Raw genomic sequence first — 19,716 nt, 5'->3', positions numbered from 1 at the left:
GCCGAAGACATCGAAGGTAACAAATAAAATGATAAATAAAATAGGGAAACGTGCATTCGCCATTGTTTTTTCAGCTTCTGTACTTACTTTAGGAGCCTGTTCTTCTGCGCCCGACCAAGAAGATATTCAACGCGTTCCTAACAAATCTGCACACGCTTTGTATGAAGATGCAAAACAAACGCTCGACTCAGGTTTATATGCCCGAGCAATCGAATTATTAACGGCTATTGATTCACGCTACCCATTTGGCCCTTTCTCTAAACAAGTACAAATGGATTTAGTGTATGCCCATTATCAATCAGGTAATACAGAGCAGGCATTAGCCACTATTGATCGCTTTATTCGTTTAAACCCAAACCACAAAGATTTAGATTACATGTACTACATGCGTGGTTTAGTTAACATTAAAGCGGATAAAAATGCTTTCCAAGAGTATTTTGGTATAGACCGAGCTGACCGTGATGCCAACCGTACACGCGTTGCATTTACCGATTTATCAACGCTTGTAAAACGCTTTCCAAAGAGTGATTACGCACCAGAAGCTAAACGCCGTTTAGTATGGCTTTTAAACCGCATGGCGCGTTACGAGCTAAAAGTAGCAAATTACTATTACGAACGTGAAGCTTACCTAGCAGCTGCCAACCGTGGTAAGTACGTTGTTGAGCACTACTCGCAAAGCAGCTACCTAGATCCCGCACTTGAAATGATGGAGAAAAGCTATGAAAAGCTTGGCCTTACGGATTTAAGTGAGCACGCCAGATTAACGCGAGAGTATAACAAGTCAAACAAATAAATATCGGAGTGGTTTATCATTAACCCTTTGTTAATTATTAAAAAGCCCTCATTGAGGGCTTTTTTATTACATACAAAACTAGCGTAGTTTTTATATCAATTTGTTTAATTAAATGAACTATTTAAAAGTAAGAACCTGTTAAGTGCTTGGAAAAACTATTTATTCGTTTCAATGAGCATTTTCAGCAAAAAACAGCAACACGTTTAGCCACACAGCATTGTTAAATAGGAATGCGACTGTTAACCTTTTAACACCCAGTACAAACAAAAAAGGTAAACCTAAGCTTACCTTTTAATTAACTCATTGCGGGTTATTAAAGCTCAAAATCTTTTTTGAATTTTAAGCCAAACTCGCTACGGTCATTACTGCGCATTACGCCCACAAAGCCTGACTGCTGTAAACGCCCTACATCGTAAACCTCATTTAGTACGTTTTCGCCGTATAAGGTTACTTCCATATCGCCATAAGGGTTAGTGTAAGAAATATTAAAACCAACTAACTCACGTGAATCGATAGTCTCGCTTTCGTTGTAAACTGACTGTCCTTGCATTTCACTTCTGTATGAGTAGTTAGCGTTAAACGCAAGCGTAGCACCACTGTCTAAATCCATGAAATAAGAAGGCGCTACCATTACAGTCCAACGTGGTGTTAATGCCGGTGAATCACCTTTGCCAATACCTTGTACGCCTGCATCTACTTCTGTAATTTCAGAATCTAAGTAACCTACAGAGCTGCGAATTGTAAAGTCATCTGTAACAGCCACAGTAGTTTCAAGCTCAATACCTTGCGCTTTAGACTCACCCGCATTTTCAACAATTGTCACGAAGCCACCACCTGCAGTAGGGTCAGAAAATGGTAAAGCTAGATCGGTGTAATCTGTAACAAATAAAGCTAACATCATCGACACATTTTCATGAACTTGGCCTTTTAAGCCCATTTCATAGTTAACTGCTTTGGTTTCATCAAACGATACAAACTGCGCTGGTCCACCAAATGGGCGTGGTGGAAAGCCACCTGTTTGGTACCCTTTTTGAATTTGACCATACACGTTCATGTTATTGCTAATTTGATATGAGGCGTTCACATCCCATGTTACGGCATCAAATTCTGCACTTACGTATTTACGTTCAGCAAATGTTGGGAAAATCGCATCGGCATCTTTTTCATCTTTTGAGTAACGAAGGCCACCACCGATACTTAAATCGTTGGTTAAATCGTAACTTGTATTAAAGTATACCGCGTATGAGTTTGTCTCTTGGTTGATTTCGAATTCGCCATAGCCGCCGAATGAAGGTGTAACACCATCGTTTAATAAGCCATTAGGTGTGTTAAACGGGCTAAATACAAACGGACCAGAACGTGTAAAACCATCTTCATTAAAGAAGTAAAGGCCTGATACAAAGTCCATATTGTCGTAAGTAGCGTTTAATTGGATTTCAAACGAGTACTGATCAGCACCACCCTCTTCTGGGAACTCAGATAAGTTAAGAGGTGATGCATCATCATCAAGTCCACCTTCGTATTCAGAAGTACGGTAACTTGAAATAAACTTAGCTGTGTAGGTATCATCAATATCCCAATCAGCAGTAAATGATGTTCCCCACCCTGAATATGATGTAGATTCAATACCAGCAACAGTTGTGCCCAAATCATCTGGGTCTGATGGGATCATATCCTGTGTTAATAGAGGGAAGTCACCATTAAATACATCATTTGCATCAAGCGGCTCAGTTAGCTCAATTGTGTAAGGTGATTGACCTGACTCGTTATCAACACCGTCAAGTGAAAAAGTAAAGGCTAAATCGCTATTAGCCTGCCATTTAAGCGCAACGCGACCACTAAACTCTTCTTCTTCACCAATTTCTTTTTCTGGATTCGCTAAATTAACCGCTTTACCAATACCATCGCGCGTTTTGTATGAAGCACTTGCAGACATACTCACTTCATCAGTTAGCGAGTTATTAAAATATACATCGCCCGCAATACGCCCACGACTACCAATTTTAGCTGAGGTTGTAACAATCCCTTCGTCACCAGGTTGCTTAGTAATTACATTTACTGCGCCACCTAAGGTATTACGACCATATAATGTACCTTGTGGGCCACGAAGAACTTCAACACGTTCTACATTTGGTAACGATAAGTTTGATCCCATTTGACGGCCTAAGTAAACACCATCTAAATACACGCCGACACCTGGATCGGTTGTAATAATATGATCTTGCAGACCAATACCACGAATAAATACAGACGCATGCGCCGCATTACCTACACCGTAGCGAGTGATATTTAAGTTTGGAACGTATTTGCCAATATCTTCTAAGTTACTCATATTGGCTTTATCAATTAGGTTAGCCCCAATTGATGTGATAGCTGTTGGAGATTCAAACAAGCTCTCTGTACGTTTACGAGCTGTAACTTCAATTTTTTCAAACGCGTCTTGTTTTGCTGTTGTTTTAGCTTCTTCAGCATTTACTGAGGTAGTGAGCGCAGCGACAATTGCTAGGCTTAACTGTGAGAGTTTGCGTAGTTTCAAAATATTCTCCAAAGGATACCGTATGATTTAGTTATGCAAACTTATTACCATGGGCATTAAGTTTTGAGCATAAAAAAAGACGCCTAATAGCATCTTTCCTCTGGAAGGGCATTATATGACATATTTGTGAAAAAACGTATAAAAATTTTCATTTAATAAACATATAGGTACAAATTAATTATAATTTTTGATTATTGTTGGATAACCTACACAAAAAAATGGGCCTTTTGCTAAAAAAGCAATCACGTTACACACTCTAATCTTGTGCACCTTTTATATATTTACATATAAGAGAACCATTATTCCATAAAACACATTAATTAAAGCTTTGTATAGCTTATCGGACTATGCTCTATGATTGATATTAACCAAAAATAACAATATAGTATTAATAATGCATCTACGGACAGAAATTATGGATATTAAAAATACTCCAATACGCCATATAAAGTGCTTTAATAGTCCAGACTATACCTCACTCTTCTGTGTGGCAGCTAACTACAACATTCTATTAGTTAATTACCAAGCACTTAACGTTATAACAACCTACGAACTTATCAATCAGTTTATGCAGGATAACGGCTACATAAGCTTAGTTATATTTGATGTACCTAAAAATAGTGATGTACTCCCTTTAAAAGAGTGGCCAAATCTTAAAGGGCTTTTCTATGAGGATTCTGATGACTCTCTTTTCGAGCAAGGCCTTGAAGCCATTGAGCAAGGAAAACTTTGGTTTCCACGCGATGTTACTGACAGCTGGATGAGACAAATGTTAGCCTCTGAACAGCAAACCAACTTGCAGTCCAGTAATTTAACTTGTAAAGAAATCAAAGTATTAAATTTACTTTTTTCTGGCTTACACTCTAGCGCTATTGCTGATAGCTTATATATCAGTGAAGCGACTGTAAGAGTACACCTACATAAAATTTACCAAAAAATATCTGTGAAAAACAAACAACAAGCGCTGCTCTGGTGCCAAAAAAACTTAAGTAAAATTAATAATTAAGTGGGCTTATTTGAAAACGAATAACATCTGAATACTCACCGGCTGCTTGGCGAGTGAAATTTTCCAACTGGATACTCAGCGGAATGAAAAATTCAGATTGACCGGAATAAGCAAAGTTTAAATTTGCAGCCTTTGTTAAGTTAATTTCTTCTGAGCCTAGCTGTAAAGTATAGTTAATACCATATTTAGTACTAAATACTGAATGTATTAAACGGCTTTTATTCTCTGAGCTAACACTAAGCTGGATATCCGTATTTGTCGCAATTTGTAAGCTGGGTAACAGTGTGTATTTTTCTGCAGGCTTCAATTCCCCTAAAAAAACAGTGTTAGAAAAAGTGTTATAGCCTAATAAAGATAAACTTGTACGGGGTTGAATAGTTGTTTCTATTTCAATTTCTACTTCATCAATACTTTGCTTACTCTCATCATAAAGTTTCAATTGAAGTCTATCTGTATAGTATCCAGATTTCACAGGGGTCCCTGCAGGGATCACTAACCTGATATCTACTGAATTATTGTTAAGTTTAACTTGGTTGTTGGTTTTGCTTAACAACTGATTCTCAAAACGAATTTGGTAATTAATAAATTGAGAGTTACCTTTAAGAGCCCCTTGGTTTTGCGAAGAAAGACTAAAATACAAGGTGCAATCCGATGTATTTATTATATCTACTCGAATTGTTTTCTCTGCATCGTTTTGCGATTTTACGTGATAAAAAGATAAGTCATCAAACAAATACGCTATTTCACCAATACTCGCAGCGCACTGAGCATTAACTCTATTTGCTATAGATAGTAAGATTACACTTATTGCTAAATACACAATTTTAATGTACATAAATTACCCCTTTTCTTTGCAACTGTTCACCATCACGCACATTTATTGAAAATGTAGTGTTCGGTTTATTCTGTAAGGTTACTTTATAATCACAAGGTGCAAGCCCTGTTATAGCAAAGCGACCTCGCTTATTAGTAAAAAAGGTATACTCTTTGCTCGGTACTTTACTTGGGCAAATAGCCTTACCAACAATTAATGCTAAGGGGCTCTCATCTCGACTACGAAGAGTCGCAATAATAGAAATATTTGCTGCAGTGCCAATTATTGCTTTGTGCCCAGTTTTGTATTTTGGGTAAAAGCTAAGCATTCCAGAGCCGATATCATAGCCTGGGGCAAGATCATCAATATCTACAGGAATGTTGATATTGTCATATGAGCTCAAATCATTCAGTAATATGGTTTTAAAGTCCCTGTTATCAGCCCTGTATTGATTTTCAAATCGACCTAACGTAATCACTTTGTTGTCTAAACTCTTGTGCGCGTTGACCAAAGCAAAACTATCGTATATTGGCTTTCCAAACGCCCAAACATCATCTGCAAAGGCAACACTAGATGCAAGGCTAACGCGGCTTTGATGATAAGCAGAGCGCGCATTTAAATCTTTATAAAAACTTGCATGTTCAAAATTAGCGGCAAAGCGGTTAGCATTGTATTGCATGTTTAAATCAAAAATTGTTTTGTTTAAATCATTGCTTTCTAAACCAGCACGCAAGTTCAACGCACCTACAAACCGCTGGTTACTATCTTGAGTAAACTCAAGCCTGGTTTTATCTCGTTTTGAGCGATGAGACAGTTTAACCCTATGCTGGTGATTAAATTTGTAAGTAAATGATAAACTGACTCCCCACTCTCTCTCGCCTCTAAAGTCATCCCATTGTGCTCCGACAGTATACCTCCACTGGCTATTAGCTAAGTCGCCCGAAAAATTAATACCTAGAGATTTATCAAACTGAACGCTCTCATGATCACGGGAAATATTAGTAAAAAAAGAGGCTAATGTTCTATCGTTAACATAATAGCTATAATTTGCCTGAATATAATGCTCTCTATAGCGGTTATTGAACGTTTCTTGGGTTCTAAATCCTAGCGCTGCAAAATATTTTGAACTATATTCATAACCCAGCGTAAGCTCACTTCCAAAATCACTCGTGTTATAACCACTATAAACAGTACGATAGGCATACCCTTGATGCTCAGCGAAGCTAAGCGCCCCCTCAAAAGCTAGTTGACCTACCTTAGCTGCATAGATTTGTTTAATGCCTATTTGCTGAGCGTATTTATCACCTTGTACTGTAATCCCAGCAGTCCAGCTAGGTGTCAAGCCGTAGTCCAAATAGGCACTAAGAAAAGGTTTATCAGGTTCATACTTAAGCTTATCCCCAGCGCTAGCAGGCACGCCTAAGTGAACCTCATATTCAAGCTGTCCTTGTGCGAATAGGTCTAAACCAGTTGCAACATCAAAGTTTACATAGCGCACAACGCCAGCTATATCAGTAATTTTTAGAGAGATATTATTGCTACCCTCACTTAGCGGTATGTCATCTAAAGAATAAATACCCGCCACCAAATTAAGGCGCTGAATAATACGCTCATCTACATATACCTCTACACTTGAAGGGCTTTGAAGAATAAAACTACGCGAAGCGGTTGGCCTGATAGGCCTATCTGATAATAGAGAAAAGTCATGTGCTATTGAAAAACCTAACAAGCGAGAGGAGTTTTGGAAATAACCGCCTGAACTAAAATTATCCCCTAGAGAAAGGCGCATGCCTAAGCTAGGTAAATCATGAATTAACCGCGTTCCTTGACGCTTAAAGTTTGATGAAGCCGGCTGCGATATTTTATTATATTCAAATTCATTCTCTAACACCCACCCTTGCCAACTAGCGACGATTTCCGAACGTAATGCATATTGCTCTTGAACTTGCTGCTGTTCCTTATCATCTTGATGTACGTAACTTGCATAAGCGTTAACAAAACCACTTGTGTTAGCTGGCTCGATAGCCTTTAACTTTTTTCTTCGTTTTTGTGCACTTAATTTCTGTGGGCGAGTAAGCTCTACGGGAACAACAACGTCCAAACTAAAATCGCCCATATCAAACACAACACTAAAACCCAGTTCCCTTAATGAAGTGACCGCTAAAGTATTGCCTTTTAATACCTTGATTAGCTCGCTCTCTTTTTCTTCAAGTAAAATTTCGCGAAGGTGTGGCTCTAACTCATTCCACTTTAAAAAAAGTACATCATCTTTATCGACTTTAAGTGAGACTTGACCTATTGGGCTTTTATTTAATTGAGCTGACACGTTAAGTTCGATTGTCCTACTAGAGGGGTTTATTTTTGCTAACACGCTAGGTGGTAGGAAAAATAAAGCGAAGAGGAACACTGCTGAAGTTTTCATTGTACCAATTCTAAACTTAAGTGCTCTACCCCACGGCTCTCAATACTTTTAGGTAGCTTAACTTTTATGGTCTGTGTGGCGTAAGGCGCAAAAAAAACATCGTACCCCTTCTCCAATAAAGCGTGTTTTTCAAAAGTAGTTTCAACGGATTTATTTGTAGTTACTCTAATTTTGTAGTCACTGAGTCGCGCAGCCCCTTCTCCTTCATTTTTAACTTGGGCGAAAAGCTCGCCTTTTTCTATTTTAGAAGTCAGTATTTTTAAGTTAGGTAAATATATATCCCTGTTTACATGAACAACTAAATTTACATTCATTAGTATTTTAAGTTGCGAGGTATCGCTACCAATATTAGAAGCCAAAGGCTGCTCAACTAAACTTACTTGATAGCTTTTATCATATTTAGGAAGATTCTGTGCAATCCATCTAAATTGAATTTTCTGCCCTTGCCCCTCTTGCAAAAATAGTGAGGGAGGAAAGACCCATAACGGAGAGTCTTCTAGCCTTTGTAACGATGGAATCGATTCAGAAAAATTAATTTCATACACTTCAATATCAAATGCAATCTCTCTAGGCAATTGATTGTAAATTAGACTTGAAGGTATTTTTGAAGGCGTATCCGGTGATAATGTGATCACCATAGGTGTTACTTCAAGCGCACCTACCGATATAGTAATACTGCTAATTAATATTACTAAACCTCGTAGGAGCCACTGAACACACATCATTAGAATACAACCTCTAGCTCACTATTAGCAGCTTGAAACTCTTTTGGAATCGAAATCGAAATAGTGCTTTTAGAGTTTGGGAGTAAGATTTTGCCAGAGAGGGCTCTACTTAGCTCCATGCCTTCTAAAGTTAACACTTTATCCTGAGATTTAATGTTCCACTGACCCTTAGAGAGGCGAACATATTTATTTCCGCTATTTTCTAACGACACCTCCCACAACCCTTCTGCTAATTGCTTTTTATCATTAACGATTAGATTAGCTTTAGCGTTATCGGGAACAACATTGAATAGCGTTCTAAAACTTAGTGACATACCAACCCCTGATTGCGCATTATCGCTCAAATCAACTGACACTTGTTCTACAGTGATTCTATAAGACTTAGAGTGCTCAATAATAGGCTCGCCAATATAGCGGACAATGACCGATTGACTACTTCCTGGAGGAATAATGGTTGTCATAGGAATAATTAAGAAATCTTCTTCATTAATCTTTAAAGACTCAACCCCTGTATCACTTATACTCATATTAAAAGCTGAAACATCAATCGTTAGCGGTTTATCCGATGGGTTTATGATTCGAAGTGTTTGCTGTGACTGGCTTCCCTGAGCGCTGAGATCCGCGACCATTGGTCTTACTTGGAAGGCGCTAACAGAAAAAGAAAACAGACAAAATATAAAGATAAATAGAGCATGCATAGAATTCCCTCCTAAATTAAAGGCAGTGGCTATGCACTGCCTTTTGATTTAACTTTAATTAGCCGTAACAGTCAGCATTAGAGTATCAGCATAAGTACCTGCGTATACCGGTTCTTGAGTTACTTCTAAGTCAATCATTCCTGCGACGCCTGTCGTTGCTAATGCATTACTACCGCCGTTACTTTGAGAAACGCCCTGATCATTGATGCCATTATCAGCTGTCAAAGTAAAGTCATAAGGACCTGCTGTTAAGTGAGCGGTGTACCCTATCCCTCTGTCTTCATGATCAGCGTTTTGAAGATGCCCCTCAGAAGTAGTTAAAGTAAGTGTTGCACCATCAACATCATTACATTTCAAGTCAAAATCAACTGTTGTTGTATCCCCCAACGCAAGCGCTGGAAAGTAGTGAGTTGTTGCAATATTACTTACTTCACATACGGATGCGACCGCACCGCCTACGTTTAAGTTTTCTGCTAGTGCTGAACCAGATGAAATTGCTGCGATTGCTGAAATTACGATTAGTTTTTTCATTGTTATATTCCTTATCCATGTGACATATAGTTTGTTTTGTTAAATAAATGTGCGTTTAAAGCACGCCACCCGATACTACTGATGGTGTCATTTCTATGCGGATCACATCCTGGTAGCTTCCTGCATATATCAAGGGCTCATCAAGAGTTAACTGAATTTCAGCAATGCTATTAAATAAGATATCATCAATATTAAAGCTATATGTCGATTTGGTTGCCTGTGCCGATACAGACACACTTTTGTTGGCACCTTCCAATGACCAGTTAATATTATATGAACTTATTCTAGTGCTTTGCTCATGACTCAAACCGCCATTAAGTGACTGCATTGATATTCGCATTGGCGAATTACAGTTAATCTCTAATGAAGTATTAGCAACGCCGCCTGAAGAAAACTCTAGATTAGTATTTTGTGAGGTAAATTCACACACTGGAGAAATGTAGCCTACCAGTGTGATACTTACTTCATCGTTACTATATGCATTGGATGCAAAGCAACATAATACTAACCTTGCTAGCGTCTTCATCACTGTCACTTCCTTTGAACTACCTTGCTAATACAGTGATAATGTTAAGCTAAAATTCAGGTTTAGAAAGTTGTTATTTGATTACAAAACAAGGGGTAAAACTAAATAAATACTAAGCATGTAGGTTACTTGATATAAACATTTCAATGATTTTTTCGCCTTCAATAAAAGCGTTGTATTGTTATAGTACGTTTACATACGCTAATTGACTATGTTTAGTGTTTATAAACACGCAAAGCTTTGAATAAAACAAGAGTAAACAAGCAATTAAACAATTATCACGATTACTTAAATCGATAAATAAACAGTTTTATATTATTTAACTTCAATTAAATCAGTCACTTTATTTTACTAACATCGTTAAGTTAACAACTGTAAACTAAAATATAAACTAAATTACCACACGTTTTTTAACTAACTAGCTAAAATTATTAGATAAATACTAAAATCACTTCTATAATCCCCCTGAAATCAACATTTAAATAACAAATAGGAAATACATATGAAAAAGCTATCTGTAGCAGTAGCAATATGTGCCGCACTTGCATCTAGTTACACAAACGCTGAAGTTCGTATAAATGGATTTGCCTCTATCGTGGGTGGCAAAAGTCTAGACAGTGATCAAACTCTATACGGATATGATGATGATATCTCATTTAAAAATGAGAGTATTTTTGCATTGCAACTCTCTGCGGACCTTCAAGAGAAACTTAGCGCTACTGCACAAATAGTAGCTAGAGGTGAAAATGATTTTGACGCAGACTTTGAATGGGCCTACCTCACGTATGAATTTAGTGACGCACTACAACTAAGCGCTGGTAAAATGCGTGTACCATTTTATAAGTACTCTGATTTTCTTGATGTAGGCTACACATACCGCTGGGTTCGTCCTCCTCAATCCGTTTATAACCTACCATTTTCGACTTATGAAGGCCTTAGCTTACTTTACACCTCGCAAATTGGTGATTGGGATTCAAGTCTTCAGGTTATATATGGCGGCTTTGAGGATAATATTGCAGTTGTATCAGTAAATGGTGACACTGAGCTCAATGATATTGCAGGGCTTAACTGGTCATTAAGCTACGATTGGTTTAGTGCGCGTGTAGCGTACTTTGTTGCAGAAACGACGATTGATATTGAAAATGACACTGACGCGGGCATCGCACTTAATGGTCTAGAAGCAACTCTTCGCAGCTCAGGATTTATAGAGCAGGCAAATAACATTGCTGTAGATGAAGACGATGGTGCATTTTTCGCGGTAGGTTTCTCAATAGACTACAACAACGTTTTATTCGATGCAGAGTATACGCAATTTGAAGTAGATGACAGTGCACTGGCAGAGCAGTCACAATATTATACTTCATTAGGCTATCGTATGGATGAATGGCTTGTTCATGTTACCTATGAAAATAATGACGACAAACATGACAATGATCGTTATGACACGTTACCTTCTGTACCACAATTAAATGAAGGCATAAACACAGCATTAGAAGCCTCAAAAGCAAAGAGCAGTGTTTACACCATTGGAGCACGTTACGACTTCCACCCTTCAGCAGCTTTTAAAATTGACTTTAGTCGCTTTGAAGACGATATAACGGATACTGAAACCGATGTGGTTGCTGTTGGTGTAGACTTAGTATTTTAATTGGAGCAAAAAATGAAAAAATTAATCCTCGCTAGTGCGCTTTCAATTTGCTCTTTCGGTGCTTTTGCTGAAATAGCTGTCATTGTAAATCCGGGTAATGCAAGTACACTTGATGCCGATACGATTAAAAAGATCTACTTAGGTAAAGCAAAGTCATTTACTAACGGTAATAAAGTGAGCCCTGCTACTCAAAATGGTACCGCTGTGGCTGATGAATTCAATTCTAAAGTAGTTGGTAAATCAAGTAGCCAATTAAATGCCTATTGGTCTAAGCTTGTTTTCACTGGTAAAGGTACACCACCAGAGAAATTAGATTCTGATCAGGCTGTTATTGATTTTGTTGCTAGTAATGGCGACTCAATTGGTTATATAGACAGCAGCAAGGTAACAGATAAAGTTAAGGTAGTTGCTACATTTTAAGCGCGTTAGCTAAATATAAAAAACCACCGACTAGGTGGTTTTTTTATATCTAAATATTAAGGCTTTATCCAAATACGCTTAAATAAATGAGCAACCGAGTAGAAGGCAAATTTGCCACTAGCTGGGCCTTAAAGATAATTAAACATTATCGCGCATTGGTGTTATTCAATTTTAAACTTCGCAGTCGCATCTAATAGGTTATCTGACAGGTAGTGTAGATTTTTTGCTACATCCCTTACCGCAGCGAGTGAATCCATAGTGTCTTCAAACGATTCATGCATATTCGTTACATTTTCTACAACCATGGCTGCAACGGAGGTTTGCTCTTCTGTTGCGGCAGCTATTTGTGAGTTCATACCATTTATTTCGAGCATTTGCTCTGCAATTTTTTCTATCGACACACCGGTTTTTTCAGCGGCTGTTGCATTATCTGTAGCCATATCTCGCGCAGATGTCATGGCTGTTACCGACTCATTCGCAGCATCAGTTAGTGTACTTAGCAATTCTCTGATCTCATTCGTTGAATGAGCAGTGCGTGAAGCAAGCTCCCTAACTTCGTCGGCGACCACAGCAAAACCCCGACCATGTTCACCAGCCCGAGCCGCCTCTATAGCAGCATTTAAAGCCAATAGGTTAGTTTGCTCAGCAATAGAGGTGATGACATTAAGAATTTGAGATACATTTTTTGTATCATCGGCTAACTTATTGATAGTAGACGCGGCTTGGTTTATTTCATCACTGAGCGTACGCGAAGCAGTAACTGACATTTGAACTTGTGTTCTGCTCTGCTCTACTTCTTTTTCTGCGGTTTGCGCTGCGTTTGATGCGCTTGCTGCCGATTGAGAAATATCACCCACACTTTGCTTCATCTCTTCCATAGACTGTTTAACCACCTCAGCCTCAGTTGTTTGCTTTGTGGTTGCGCGCTCAGCCTGCTCCATACCTTGCACTAAGCGAGTTGAGTTTTCCATTAGAGGCTCACACACCGCGATTACCTCAAGAACTGTTTTTTTCAATAGAGCAATAAAGGAGTTGAAGTTAATTGATACTTGGCCAATTTCATCTTCTGAATTTACGCTCAGATTAGTACTCAGTGATCCTTTACCATTTGCCAGTAAACTGAGGTTATTTGCAGCATCACTTGCTGAGTCTGCGATACGCTTAGCAATCCAAATAGCCATAAATAGCAGTAAAATTAACGACACAATAGATACTACCAACATCAATGTAAGTGCGTGATCCGAGCGCTCTTTAGTACTTGCAACTAACTCAAAAAAGCGATCATCTGCTTTTACCTGAGCGATTTTAAATTTTTCAAGCACATCATTATACAACGCTGTTTTTCTTTGTGCTTGTTGCTGAATTTTACTAAAGTCAGCCGTGCCATTTACCATGCCGTTTGCAATACTTGATGATATTTTTTCGTAATTTGCTAACTGAACTTTTGTGTCGCTATGAATATACGAAGCGTTAATTCGCTCAACCGCACTTATGTTGTTGCTTAATGTGTTGTATGTATTAACAGCTTTCTCTACTAATTCTTGCTCACCAAATGTAACGGCTTGCGTGTAAAGCTCATCGAGTTTTTCCAACAGGCTAACATTTGCAGAAGTAAGCTTAACAACTTGATAGGAAGACTTTTCCATTTCATCAAGTGCAGCCCTATTATCATTCATTGCAAAGTAGTTAATTAAAACAATTACTAAAAATGCGACTACAGCGATACTGGTTATAGCATGAATTTTTTTACTTATGCTGAGATTTTGAAAAGAGAAGCCTGAAGCCATTGTTTGTACCTTATATTATTATCTAAACCTATTATCGGCTTATTACCCATAAGTGTTAACTAAATTTGTAATTTTTCTAGTTTTTTTTACAAATAAAGCGACTTTTATACAAGGTATAAATTACAAGAGTAGACTTAGTTTAAAAAACAAACAAAACTTACAAAAGACATAAAAAAACCAGTAACATTACTGCTACTGGTTTTCTAATTTGGTGCGGATGGGGGGACTTGAACCCCCACGCCCGAAAGCACTACCCCCTCAAGGTAGCGTGTCTACCAATTCCACCACATCCGCATTTTTTAAGCTTTCGCTTTGATGTTAAACTTGATGATTTATCTGAGGAGGATAAATCGTTTAACGTTAGCTTTACACTAAATTAGTTAGGTACGTCAGAGCTCTGCTGTTGAGTAACAGGTACATCTTCTTCAGCTGGCGCTACAGTTTCAACTGCAGGCGCTTCGCCAAGGTTTTCCCACTCATCGGTCTTTTTAATTTGACCGGCAGTTAAGTTACCTAAAACAATACTTAGAACAAAAAACACTGTCGCTAAGCTAGTTGTTGTTTTAGTCATGAAGTTTCCCGCACCTGACGAACCAAAAACTGTACCAGAGGCACCGGCGCCAAATGAAGAACCCATATCTGCGCCTTTACCTTGTTGGATTAAAACCATGCCAACTAAAGCTAAAGCTACAACTAAATAAACTACTAATAAAATTTCGTACATCTTATACGGTCCCTTTTGCACTGTTGCAGATCGCAGTGAACGAATCTGCTTTAAGACTAGCTCCACCAATTAGGCCGCCGTCTATATCTGGTTGTGCAAATAATAATTCGCTATTTTTTTCGTTAACGCTACCACCATACAAGATGGTAAGCCCTTGTGCTAAATCACTGTCTAATGAAGCAATTTTGTCACGGATAAATTTATGAACAGCTTGTGCCTGTTCTGGCGATGCAGTCTTACCTGTGCCTATGGCCCAAACGGGCTCGTATGCTACCACAGAATCTTTCAGTGCTGCTACACCTAATTTTTCAATTACTGCATCAATTTGTGCAGCAACTACGTGTTCGGTTTGACCGTTTTCTTGCTCGCTTTGACTCTCACCTACACACAAAACTGGAATAAGACCAACTTGTTGTGCGCGTGCAAATTTTGCGGCTACAGTTGCATTACTTTCGTTGTAAATACTACGTCGCTCTGAATGACCTACAAGTACGTATTTCGCACCTAGGTCTTTAATAAGCTGAGCATCCACTTCACCGGTAAACGCACCTGGTGAATTTTCGCTTAATGTTTGACACCCTGCTGTTACACCTTTCTCAACAAGAGCGGACACTAATGGAAATGGAGGAAACAATACAACATCTATTTCATTTGTTTTAACGCTGTTAATAGCATCAGACAGCTGAGTAACAAGCTCTAAAGAGCCATTCATTTTCCAGTTACCTGCGACCATTACTTTACGTGTTGCCATTTTCCACTCCAGATTAGAAAGCGGGCGAGATATTAACTTTTCTCGCCCAAAGTTACAAGAGGTTATTGTTCTTAATCAGTTTATTTGCTCATAGATTCGACAACTGCTGCAATTTTCTGTGCACTATCAATCACTAATTTCTCCTGCTCTGCCTCAACCATAACACGAACTACTGGTTCAGTGCCTGATTTTCGCAGTAAAACTCGCCCTTTGTCTCCTAAAGCTTGCTCTACTTGTGCAACCGCATCTTGTACTTCTGGTGCTTGCGTAGGGTCAGTGCCTGGTGTGTAACGTACATTAATCATTTTCATTGGGTATTTCGTAAAACCAGCTCCTAAATCTTGTAATGTGCGATTTTGAGCCACCATAGCCGCCAATACCTGTAGACTTGAGATGATACCATCACCTGTACTGATCAAATCCAGATTTAATACATGGCCTGAACTTTCACCACCAATTTTCCATCCTTTTTGCTGCAGCATTTCCATTACATAGCGATCGCCAACTTTACTGCGCGCAAATTCAATACCTTTGGCCTTTAATGCATTCTCAAGCCCCATGTTAGACATAACAGTGCCAACAACGCCTCCACCTAACATATGATCTTCAGCGGCTTGGCAAGCAATAATGTAAACTAAATCATCACCGTCAAATACTCGGCCGTTGTGATCCACCATCATCACACGATCGCCATCACCATCGTATGCTATACCTACATCCGCTTTATGCTCGAGTACTTTACGCTTAAGCGTATCTACGTGCGTAGCACCACATTCATGGTTAATATTTACGCCATTAGGCTCGCATGCATGTGTGATCACTTCAGCGCCTAGCTCACGCATGACTGAAGGTGCAATATGGTAAGTTGCGCCATTAGCACAATCTACCACAACTTTTATTCCTTCAAGTGATAAGCCTTGCGGGAATTGGCTTTTGCAAAACTCAATATAGCGGCCATCAGCACTCACTAGACGCGAGGCTTTGCCAAGTTTATCTGAGGCTACACAGGTCATAGGTTCATCAAGCATCGCCTCAATTTGTAGCTCAACGTCGTCATCCAGTTTTAAACCCTGGCCATTAAAAAACTTAATCCCGTTGTCATAATAAGGGTTATGCGATGCACTAATGACAATGCCCGCTTCGGCTCTAAAGGTTTGCGCCAAATAGGCAACAGCAGGCGTCGGCATAGGGCCAAGCAGCACGACATCTATTCCTGCGGCAATTAAGCCTGCTTCAAGTGCGGTCTCTAACATGTAACCAGATATACGGGTATCTTTACCTATAATTACTTTTTTTGTACCACTGAGAGACAACACTCGACCCGCTGCCCAGCCTAATTTCATTGCAAACTCAGGGTTTATAGGTGCTGTACCTACTAAACCACGTACCCCATCGGTACCAAAATATTTTCTTTCGCTCATTATAAAGCTCCTTTTTCGCAAGCTTGGAGTACACCAAGCACATCTGCTGTTTCTTTTACATCGTGTACACGAATAATTTTTGCGCCATTTTGCGCAGCAATTAGCGCACCGGCCAAGCTGCCCGCTAATCGCTCATCTGTTTTTCTGTTTAGCAAGTTACCTATCATCGACTTGCGTGAAAGACCTGCTAAAAGCGGGAGTTCAAATTTATTAAATGCCTTGAACTTAGCAAGAATTTCAAAATTATGCTCTAGGGTTTTACCAAAACCAAACCCAGGGTCAAGAATAAGTTGCTGTTTCTTAATACCGGCTGTTTTACATGCGTCTATGCGCTGTTCAAAAAAGTGGTTAATTTGCGCTAATAAATCAGTATAAGTGGGTGCACTTTGCATTGTGCGAGGCTGGCCTTGCATGTGCATCAAGCACACTGCTACATCTGGGTATTTGGCCACTGTACTGAGTGCATTTGGCTCTTGTAAAGCTCTTACATCGTTAACTATATCAGCACCAGCTAATATCGCCTGCTCCATGACCTGCGCTTTACTGGTATCTATCGATATAATACAGTCACTTTTAGCTCTAATGGCTTTTATGGCAGGTATCACACGAACTAGTTCATCTTCTAAGCTCACATCAGGCGCACCAGGGCGCGTAGACTCCCCACCAATATCTAAAATGGTTGCCCCTTCATTTAGCATAAGCATCGCTTGCTGAACAGCAAAGTCTGTATTTAAAAACTTTCCCCCATCAGAAAACGAATCTGGGGTCACATTTAAAATCCCCATTACAATTGGCTTTTCTAAATTTAGGATGCGCCCTCGGGGAAGCTTTATTATGTTAGTCATTGCCAACCTTTTAGTCATTTGATACAAAAAAGCCCCGAAGTTCGGGGCTTTTGACATATTATTTTAACGATTATTCAGCTTTGTCATCAAGGTTTGTTTCATCTTTTTTAGATGAATCATCCGGTTTTTGGCTTTCATCAACCGGCTTTTCTTGAGGTGCTACCGTTTTTGTTGGCTTATCGTCTAAACGGTCATGAGCATCACGTGGTTCACGCACAGGCTGACGCGCCATTAAATCATCAATTTGTTTCGCATCAATTGTTTCGTATTTCATTAATGCGTCTTTCATCGCATGAAGAATATCAATATTTTCTTTTAATATATCTTCTGCTCTTTGATAATTTCGGTCCGAGAATAAACGTACTTCGGCATCAATTACTTTAGCTGTTTCATCAGACATGCTCATTGAACGTGAACCGCCACCGCCCATGTACATCTCGTTTTGATCTTCAGCGTACAGTAACGGACCTAGTTTTTCACTCAAGCCCCACTGCGTTACCATTTTACGTGCAATATCTGTTGCACGCTCAATGTCGTTACTCGCACCCGTTGTTACTTTGTCTTCACCATAAATAAGTGCTTCAGCAATTCGGCCACCGTAAAGGCTTGAAATCATTGACTCTAGAAGCTCTTTTGAATGGCTAACACGGTCTTGCTCAGGTAGGTACATAGTGACACCAAGGGCACGGCCACGTGGAATAATCGACACTTTATAAACTGGGTCGTGCTCTGGCACCATGCGTCCAACAATGGCATGGCCTGCTTCGTGGTAAGCCGTCATTTCTTTTTCTTGCTCACTCATTACCATGGTCTTGCGCTCAGCACCCATCATGATTTTATCTTTAGCAGCATCAAATTCAGCCATACTTACTACACGCTTATTACCGCGAGCAGCATACAATGCAGCTTCATTTACGAGGTTTGCTAAATCAGCACCCGAGAAGCCAGGCGTACCACGCGCAATTACTGCCGCTTCTACATTATCGCCTAATGGCACTTTGCGCATATGTACTTTAAGAATTTGCTCACGGCCACGAATATCAGGCAAGCCAACCACTACTTGACGGTCAAAACGACCAGGACGAAGTAATGCAGGGTCTAGTACGTCAGGACGGTTAGTTGCTGCTATAACGATAATCCCTTCGTTGCCTTCAAAGCCATCCATTTCGACTAGCATCTGGTTTAGTGTTTGTTCGCGCTCATCGTGTCCACCGCCCATACCAGCGCCACGTTTACGACCTACAGCGTCAATTTCATCTATAAAAATGATACACGGTGCTGCTTTTTTAGCTTGCTCAAACATGTCACGTACACGAGATGCACCCACACCAACAAACATTTCAACAAAGTCAGAACCTGAAATGGTGAAAAACGGTACTTTTGCTTCACCGGCTACAGCTTTGGCAAGTAATGTTTTACCCGTACCAGGAGGACCTACCATGAGTACGCCCTTAGGGATACTACCGCCAAGTTTTTGAAACTTAGAAGGGTCACGTAAAAAGTCTACTAACTCTGTTACGTCATCTTTTGCTTCATCACAACCTGCTACATCAGCAAAAGTTGTTTTGACTTGATCTTCACTCATTAGGCGCGCTTTACTTTTGCCAAACGACATTGCGCCTTTACCGCCACCGCCTTGCATTTGACGCATGAAGAATATCCATACACCTATAAGCAGCAACATTGGGAACCAAGAAATAAAAATGCTCGCTAAGAACGATTGTTCCTCAGGTTGTACACCTTTCACATTGACATCGTTTTTAAGCAAATCATTGATTAGGTCTTCATCGTACATTGGCATTGTGGTTTGAAAACGCTCACCACTGCTTTTAGTACCTGTAATATTTCCCGTTCCACGGTCAATAATAACCTCTTGTAAAGAGCCGCTACGCACGTCTTTTACAAATTGAGTGTAACTTGTTTGGCGGTCTACTTGATCGCCACCATTAAAGCTCTGAAATACTGACATTAGCACAACTGCAATAACCAGCCAGAGTATTAGATTTTTCGCCATATCGCTCAAGGGGTTAACCTCTTGTATCCAATTAATTTAAATTCAACTAAACGCC

General features: G+C 39.5%; 17 protein-coding genes and 1 tRNA gene. 4 read left to right on the top strand and 14 right to left on the bottom strand.

Translation table 11 applies throughout. From position 1 onward, the window contains the following. The first annotated feature begins 28 nt into the window (after window positions 1-28). Window positions 29-793 carry an outer membrane protein assembly factor BamD gene (locus tag AABI99_RS00435; protein ID WP_338362601.1) on the top strand — a complete coding sequence of 255 codons (765 nt, stop codon included), beginning with the start codon at window positions 29-31 and terminating at the stop codon, window positions 791-793. Between the two features lie 313 nt (window positions 794-1,106). Here the strand turns inward: AABI99_RS00435 and AABI99_RS00430 are convergent, their stop codons facing one another. Beyond that, the gene (locus AABI99_RS00430) at window positions 1,107-3,329 is read right to left on the bottom strand and encodes a TonB-dependent receptor (RefSeq protein WP_338362600.1); all 2,223 of its coding nucleotides are present in this window, start codon (window positions 3,327-3,329) and stop codon (window positions 1,107-1,109) included. 415 nt (window positions 3,330-3,744) lie between these two features. On the opposite strand from AABI99_RS00430, the gene AABI99_RS00425 reads away from it, so the two are divergent. Continuing rightward, window positions 3,745-4,335, top strand: a complete 591-nt coding sequence (locus tag AABI99_RS00425) for a LuxR C-terminal-related transcriptional regulator (RefSeq protein ID WP_338362599.1) — start codon at window positions 3,745-3,747, stop codon at window positions 4,333-4,335. On the opposite strand, the gene AABI99_RS00420 is transcribed toward AABI99_RS00425, so the two are convergent. The 6 genes from AABI99_RS00420 to AABI99_RS00395 all read right to left on the bottom strand — a co-directional run bounded on the left by AABI99_RS00420 (window position 4,325) and on the right by AABI99_RS00395 (window position 10,051). Continuing rightward, a complete protein-coding gene (locus tag AABI99_RS00420; protein WP_338362598.1) occupies window positions 4,325-5,170 on the bottom strand; it encodes a hypothetical protein in 846 nt (281 codons plus the stop codon). The genes AABI99_RS00425 and AABI99_RS00420 overlap by 11 nt on opposite strands. After that, complete coding sequence (locus tag AABI99_RS00415; RefSeq protein WP_338362597.1) at window positions 5,160-7,475, bottom strand: fimbria/pilus outer membrane usher protein; 2,316 nt, start codon at window positions 7,473-7,475, stop codon at window positions 5,160-5,162. Before AABI99_RS00415 ends, AABI99_RS00420 begins: the two co-directional genes overlap by 11 nt. 92 nt (window positions 7,476-7,567) lie before the next feature. After that, window positions 7,568-8,209 carry a hypothetical protein gene (locus tag AABI99_RS00410; protein WP_338362596.1) on the bottom strand — a complete coding sequence of 214 codons (642 nt, stop codon included), beginning with the start codon at window positions 8,207-8,209 and terminating at the stop codon, window positions 7,568-7,570. Window positions 8,210-8,295: 86 nt separating this feature from the next. Then, window positions 8,296-8,925, bottom strand: a complete 630-nt coding sequence (locus AABI99_RS00405; RefSeq protein WP_338362595.1) for a molecular chaperone — start codon at window positions 8,923-8,925, stop codon at window positions 8,296-8,298. Window positions 8,926-9,048: 123 nt separating this feature from the next. After that, on the bottom strand, window positions 9,049-9,525 hold the full coding sequence (locus tag AABI99_RS00400) for a hypothetical protein (RefSeq protein WP_338362594.1): 477 nt from the start codon (window positions 9,523-9,525) through the stop codon (window positions 9,049-9,051). A gap of 55 nt (window positions 9,526-9,580) precedes the next feature. Further along, window positions 9,581-10,051: a hypothetical protein gene (locus AABI99_RS00395; RefSeq protein ID WP_338362619.1), complete on the bottom strand. Its 471-nt coding sequence runs from the start codon at window positions 10,049-10,051 to the stop codon at window positions 9,581-9,583. Between the two features lie 502 nt (window positions 10,052-10,553). Between AABI99_RS00395 and AABI99_RS00390 the strand changes: the two genes are divergently transcribed. Further along, on the top strand, window positions 10,554-11,699 hold the full coding sequence (locus AABI99_RS00390) for a porin (RefSeq protein WP_338362593.1): 1,146 nt from the start codon (window positions 10,554-10,556) through the stop codon (window positions 11,697-11,699). Between the two features lie 12 nt (window positions 11,700-11,711). Then, window positions 11,712-12,119, top strand: a complete 408-nt coding sequence (locus tag AABI99_RS00385; protein WP_338362592.1) for a phosphate ABC transporter substrate-binding protein — start codon at window positions 11,712-11,714, stop codon at window positions 12,117-12,119. A gap of 161 nt (window positions 12,120-12,280) precedes the next feature. Here the strand turns inward: AABI99_RS00385 and AABI99_RS00380 are convergent, their stop codons facing one another. The 7 genes from AABI99_RS00380 to ftsH form a co-directional block, all read right to left on the bottom strand. Beyond that, window positions 12,281-13,906, bottom strand: coding sequence for a methyl-accepting chemotaxis protein (locus AABI99_RS00380; protein WP_338362591.1), 1,626 nt, complete (start codon window positions 13,904-13,906; stop codon window positions 12,281-12,283). A gap of 209 nt (window positions 13,907-14,115) precedes the next feature. Further along, window positions 14,116-14,200: transfer RNA gene (locus AABI99_RS00375), tRNA-Leu, on the bottom strand. Between the two features lie 82 nt (window positions 14,201-14,282). Further along, window positions 14,283-14,630 (bottom strand): preprotein translocase subunit SecG, encoded by a 348-nt coding sequence (gene secG / locus AABI99_RS00370; protein ID WP_338362590.1) that lies wholly within the window; start codon window positions 14,628-14,630, stop codon window positions 14,283-14,285. 1 nt (window position 14,631) lies between these two features. After that, window positions 14,632-15,381 (bottom strand): triose-phosphate isomerase, encoded by a 750-nt coding sequence (tpiA, locus tag AABI99_RS00365; protein WP_338362589.1) that lies wholly within the window; start codon window positions 15,379-15,381, stop codon window positions 14,632-14,634. An 80-nt stretch (window positions 15,382-15,461) separates the two neighbouring features. Continuing rightward, window positions 15,462-16,802, bottom strand: coding sequence for a phosphoglucosamine mutase (glmM, locus tag AABI99_RS00360; RefSeq protein WP_338362588.1), 1,341 nt, complete (start codon window positions 16,800-16,802; stop codon window positions 15,462-15,464). After that, window positions 16,802-17,647 carry a dihydropteroate synthase gene (gene folP / locus AABI99_RS00355; RefSeq protein ID WP_338362587.1) on the bottom strand — a complete coding sequence of 282 codons (846 nt, stop codon included), beginning with the start codon at window positions 17,645-17,647 and terminating at the stop codon, window positions 16,802-16,804. The genes glmM and folP overlap by 1 nt, the downstream gene beginning before the upstream one ends. Window positions 17,648-17,717: 70 nt before the next feature. Then, window positions 17,718-19,661: an ATP-dependent zinc metalloprotease FtsH gene (ftsH, locus tag AABI99_RS00350; RefSeq protein ID WP_338362586.1), complete on the bottom strand. Its 1,944-nt coding sequence runs from the start codon at window positions 19,659-19,661 to the stop codon at window positions 17,718-17,720. Between the last annotated feature and the right edge of the window lie 55 nt (window positions 19,662-19,716).

Source organism: uncultured Pseudoalteromonas sp. (genome assembly GCF_963922945.1).
Taxonomy (GTDB): Bacteria; Pseudomonadota; Gammaproteobacteria; order Enterobacterales; family Alteromonadaceae; genus Pseudoalteromonas.
This window is presented reverse-complemented; position numbering and strand designations above follow the sequence as displayed.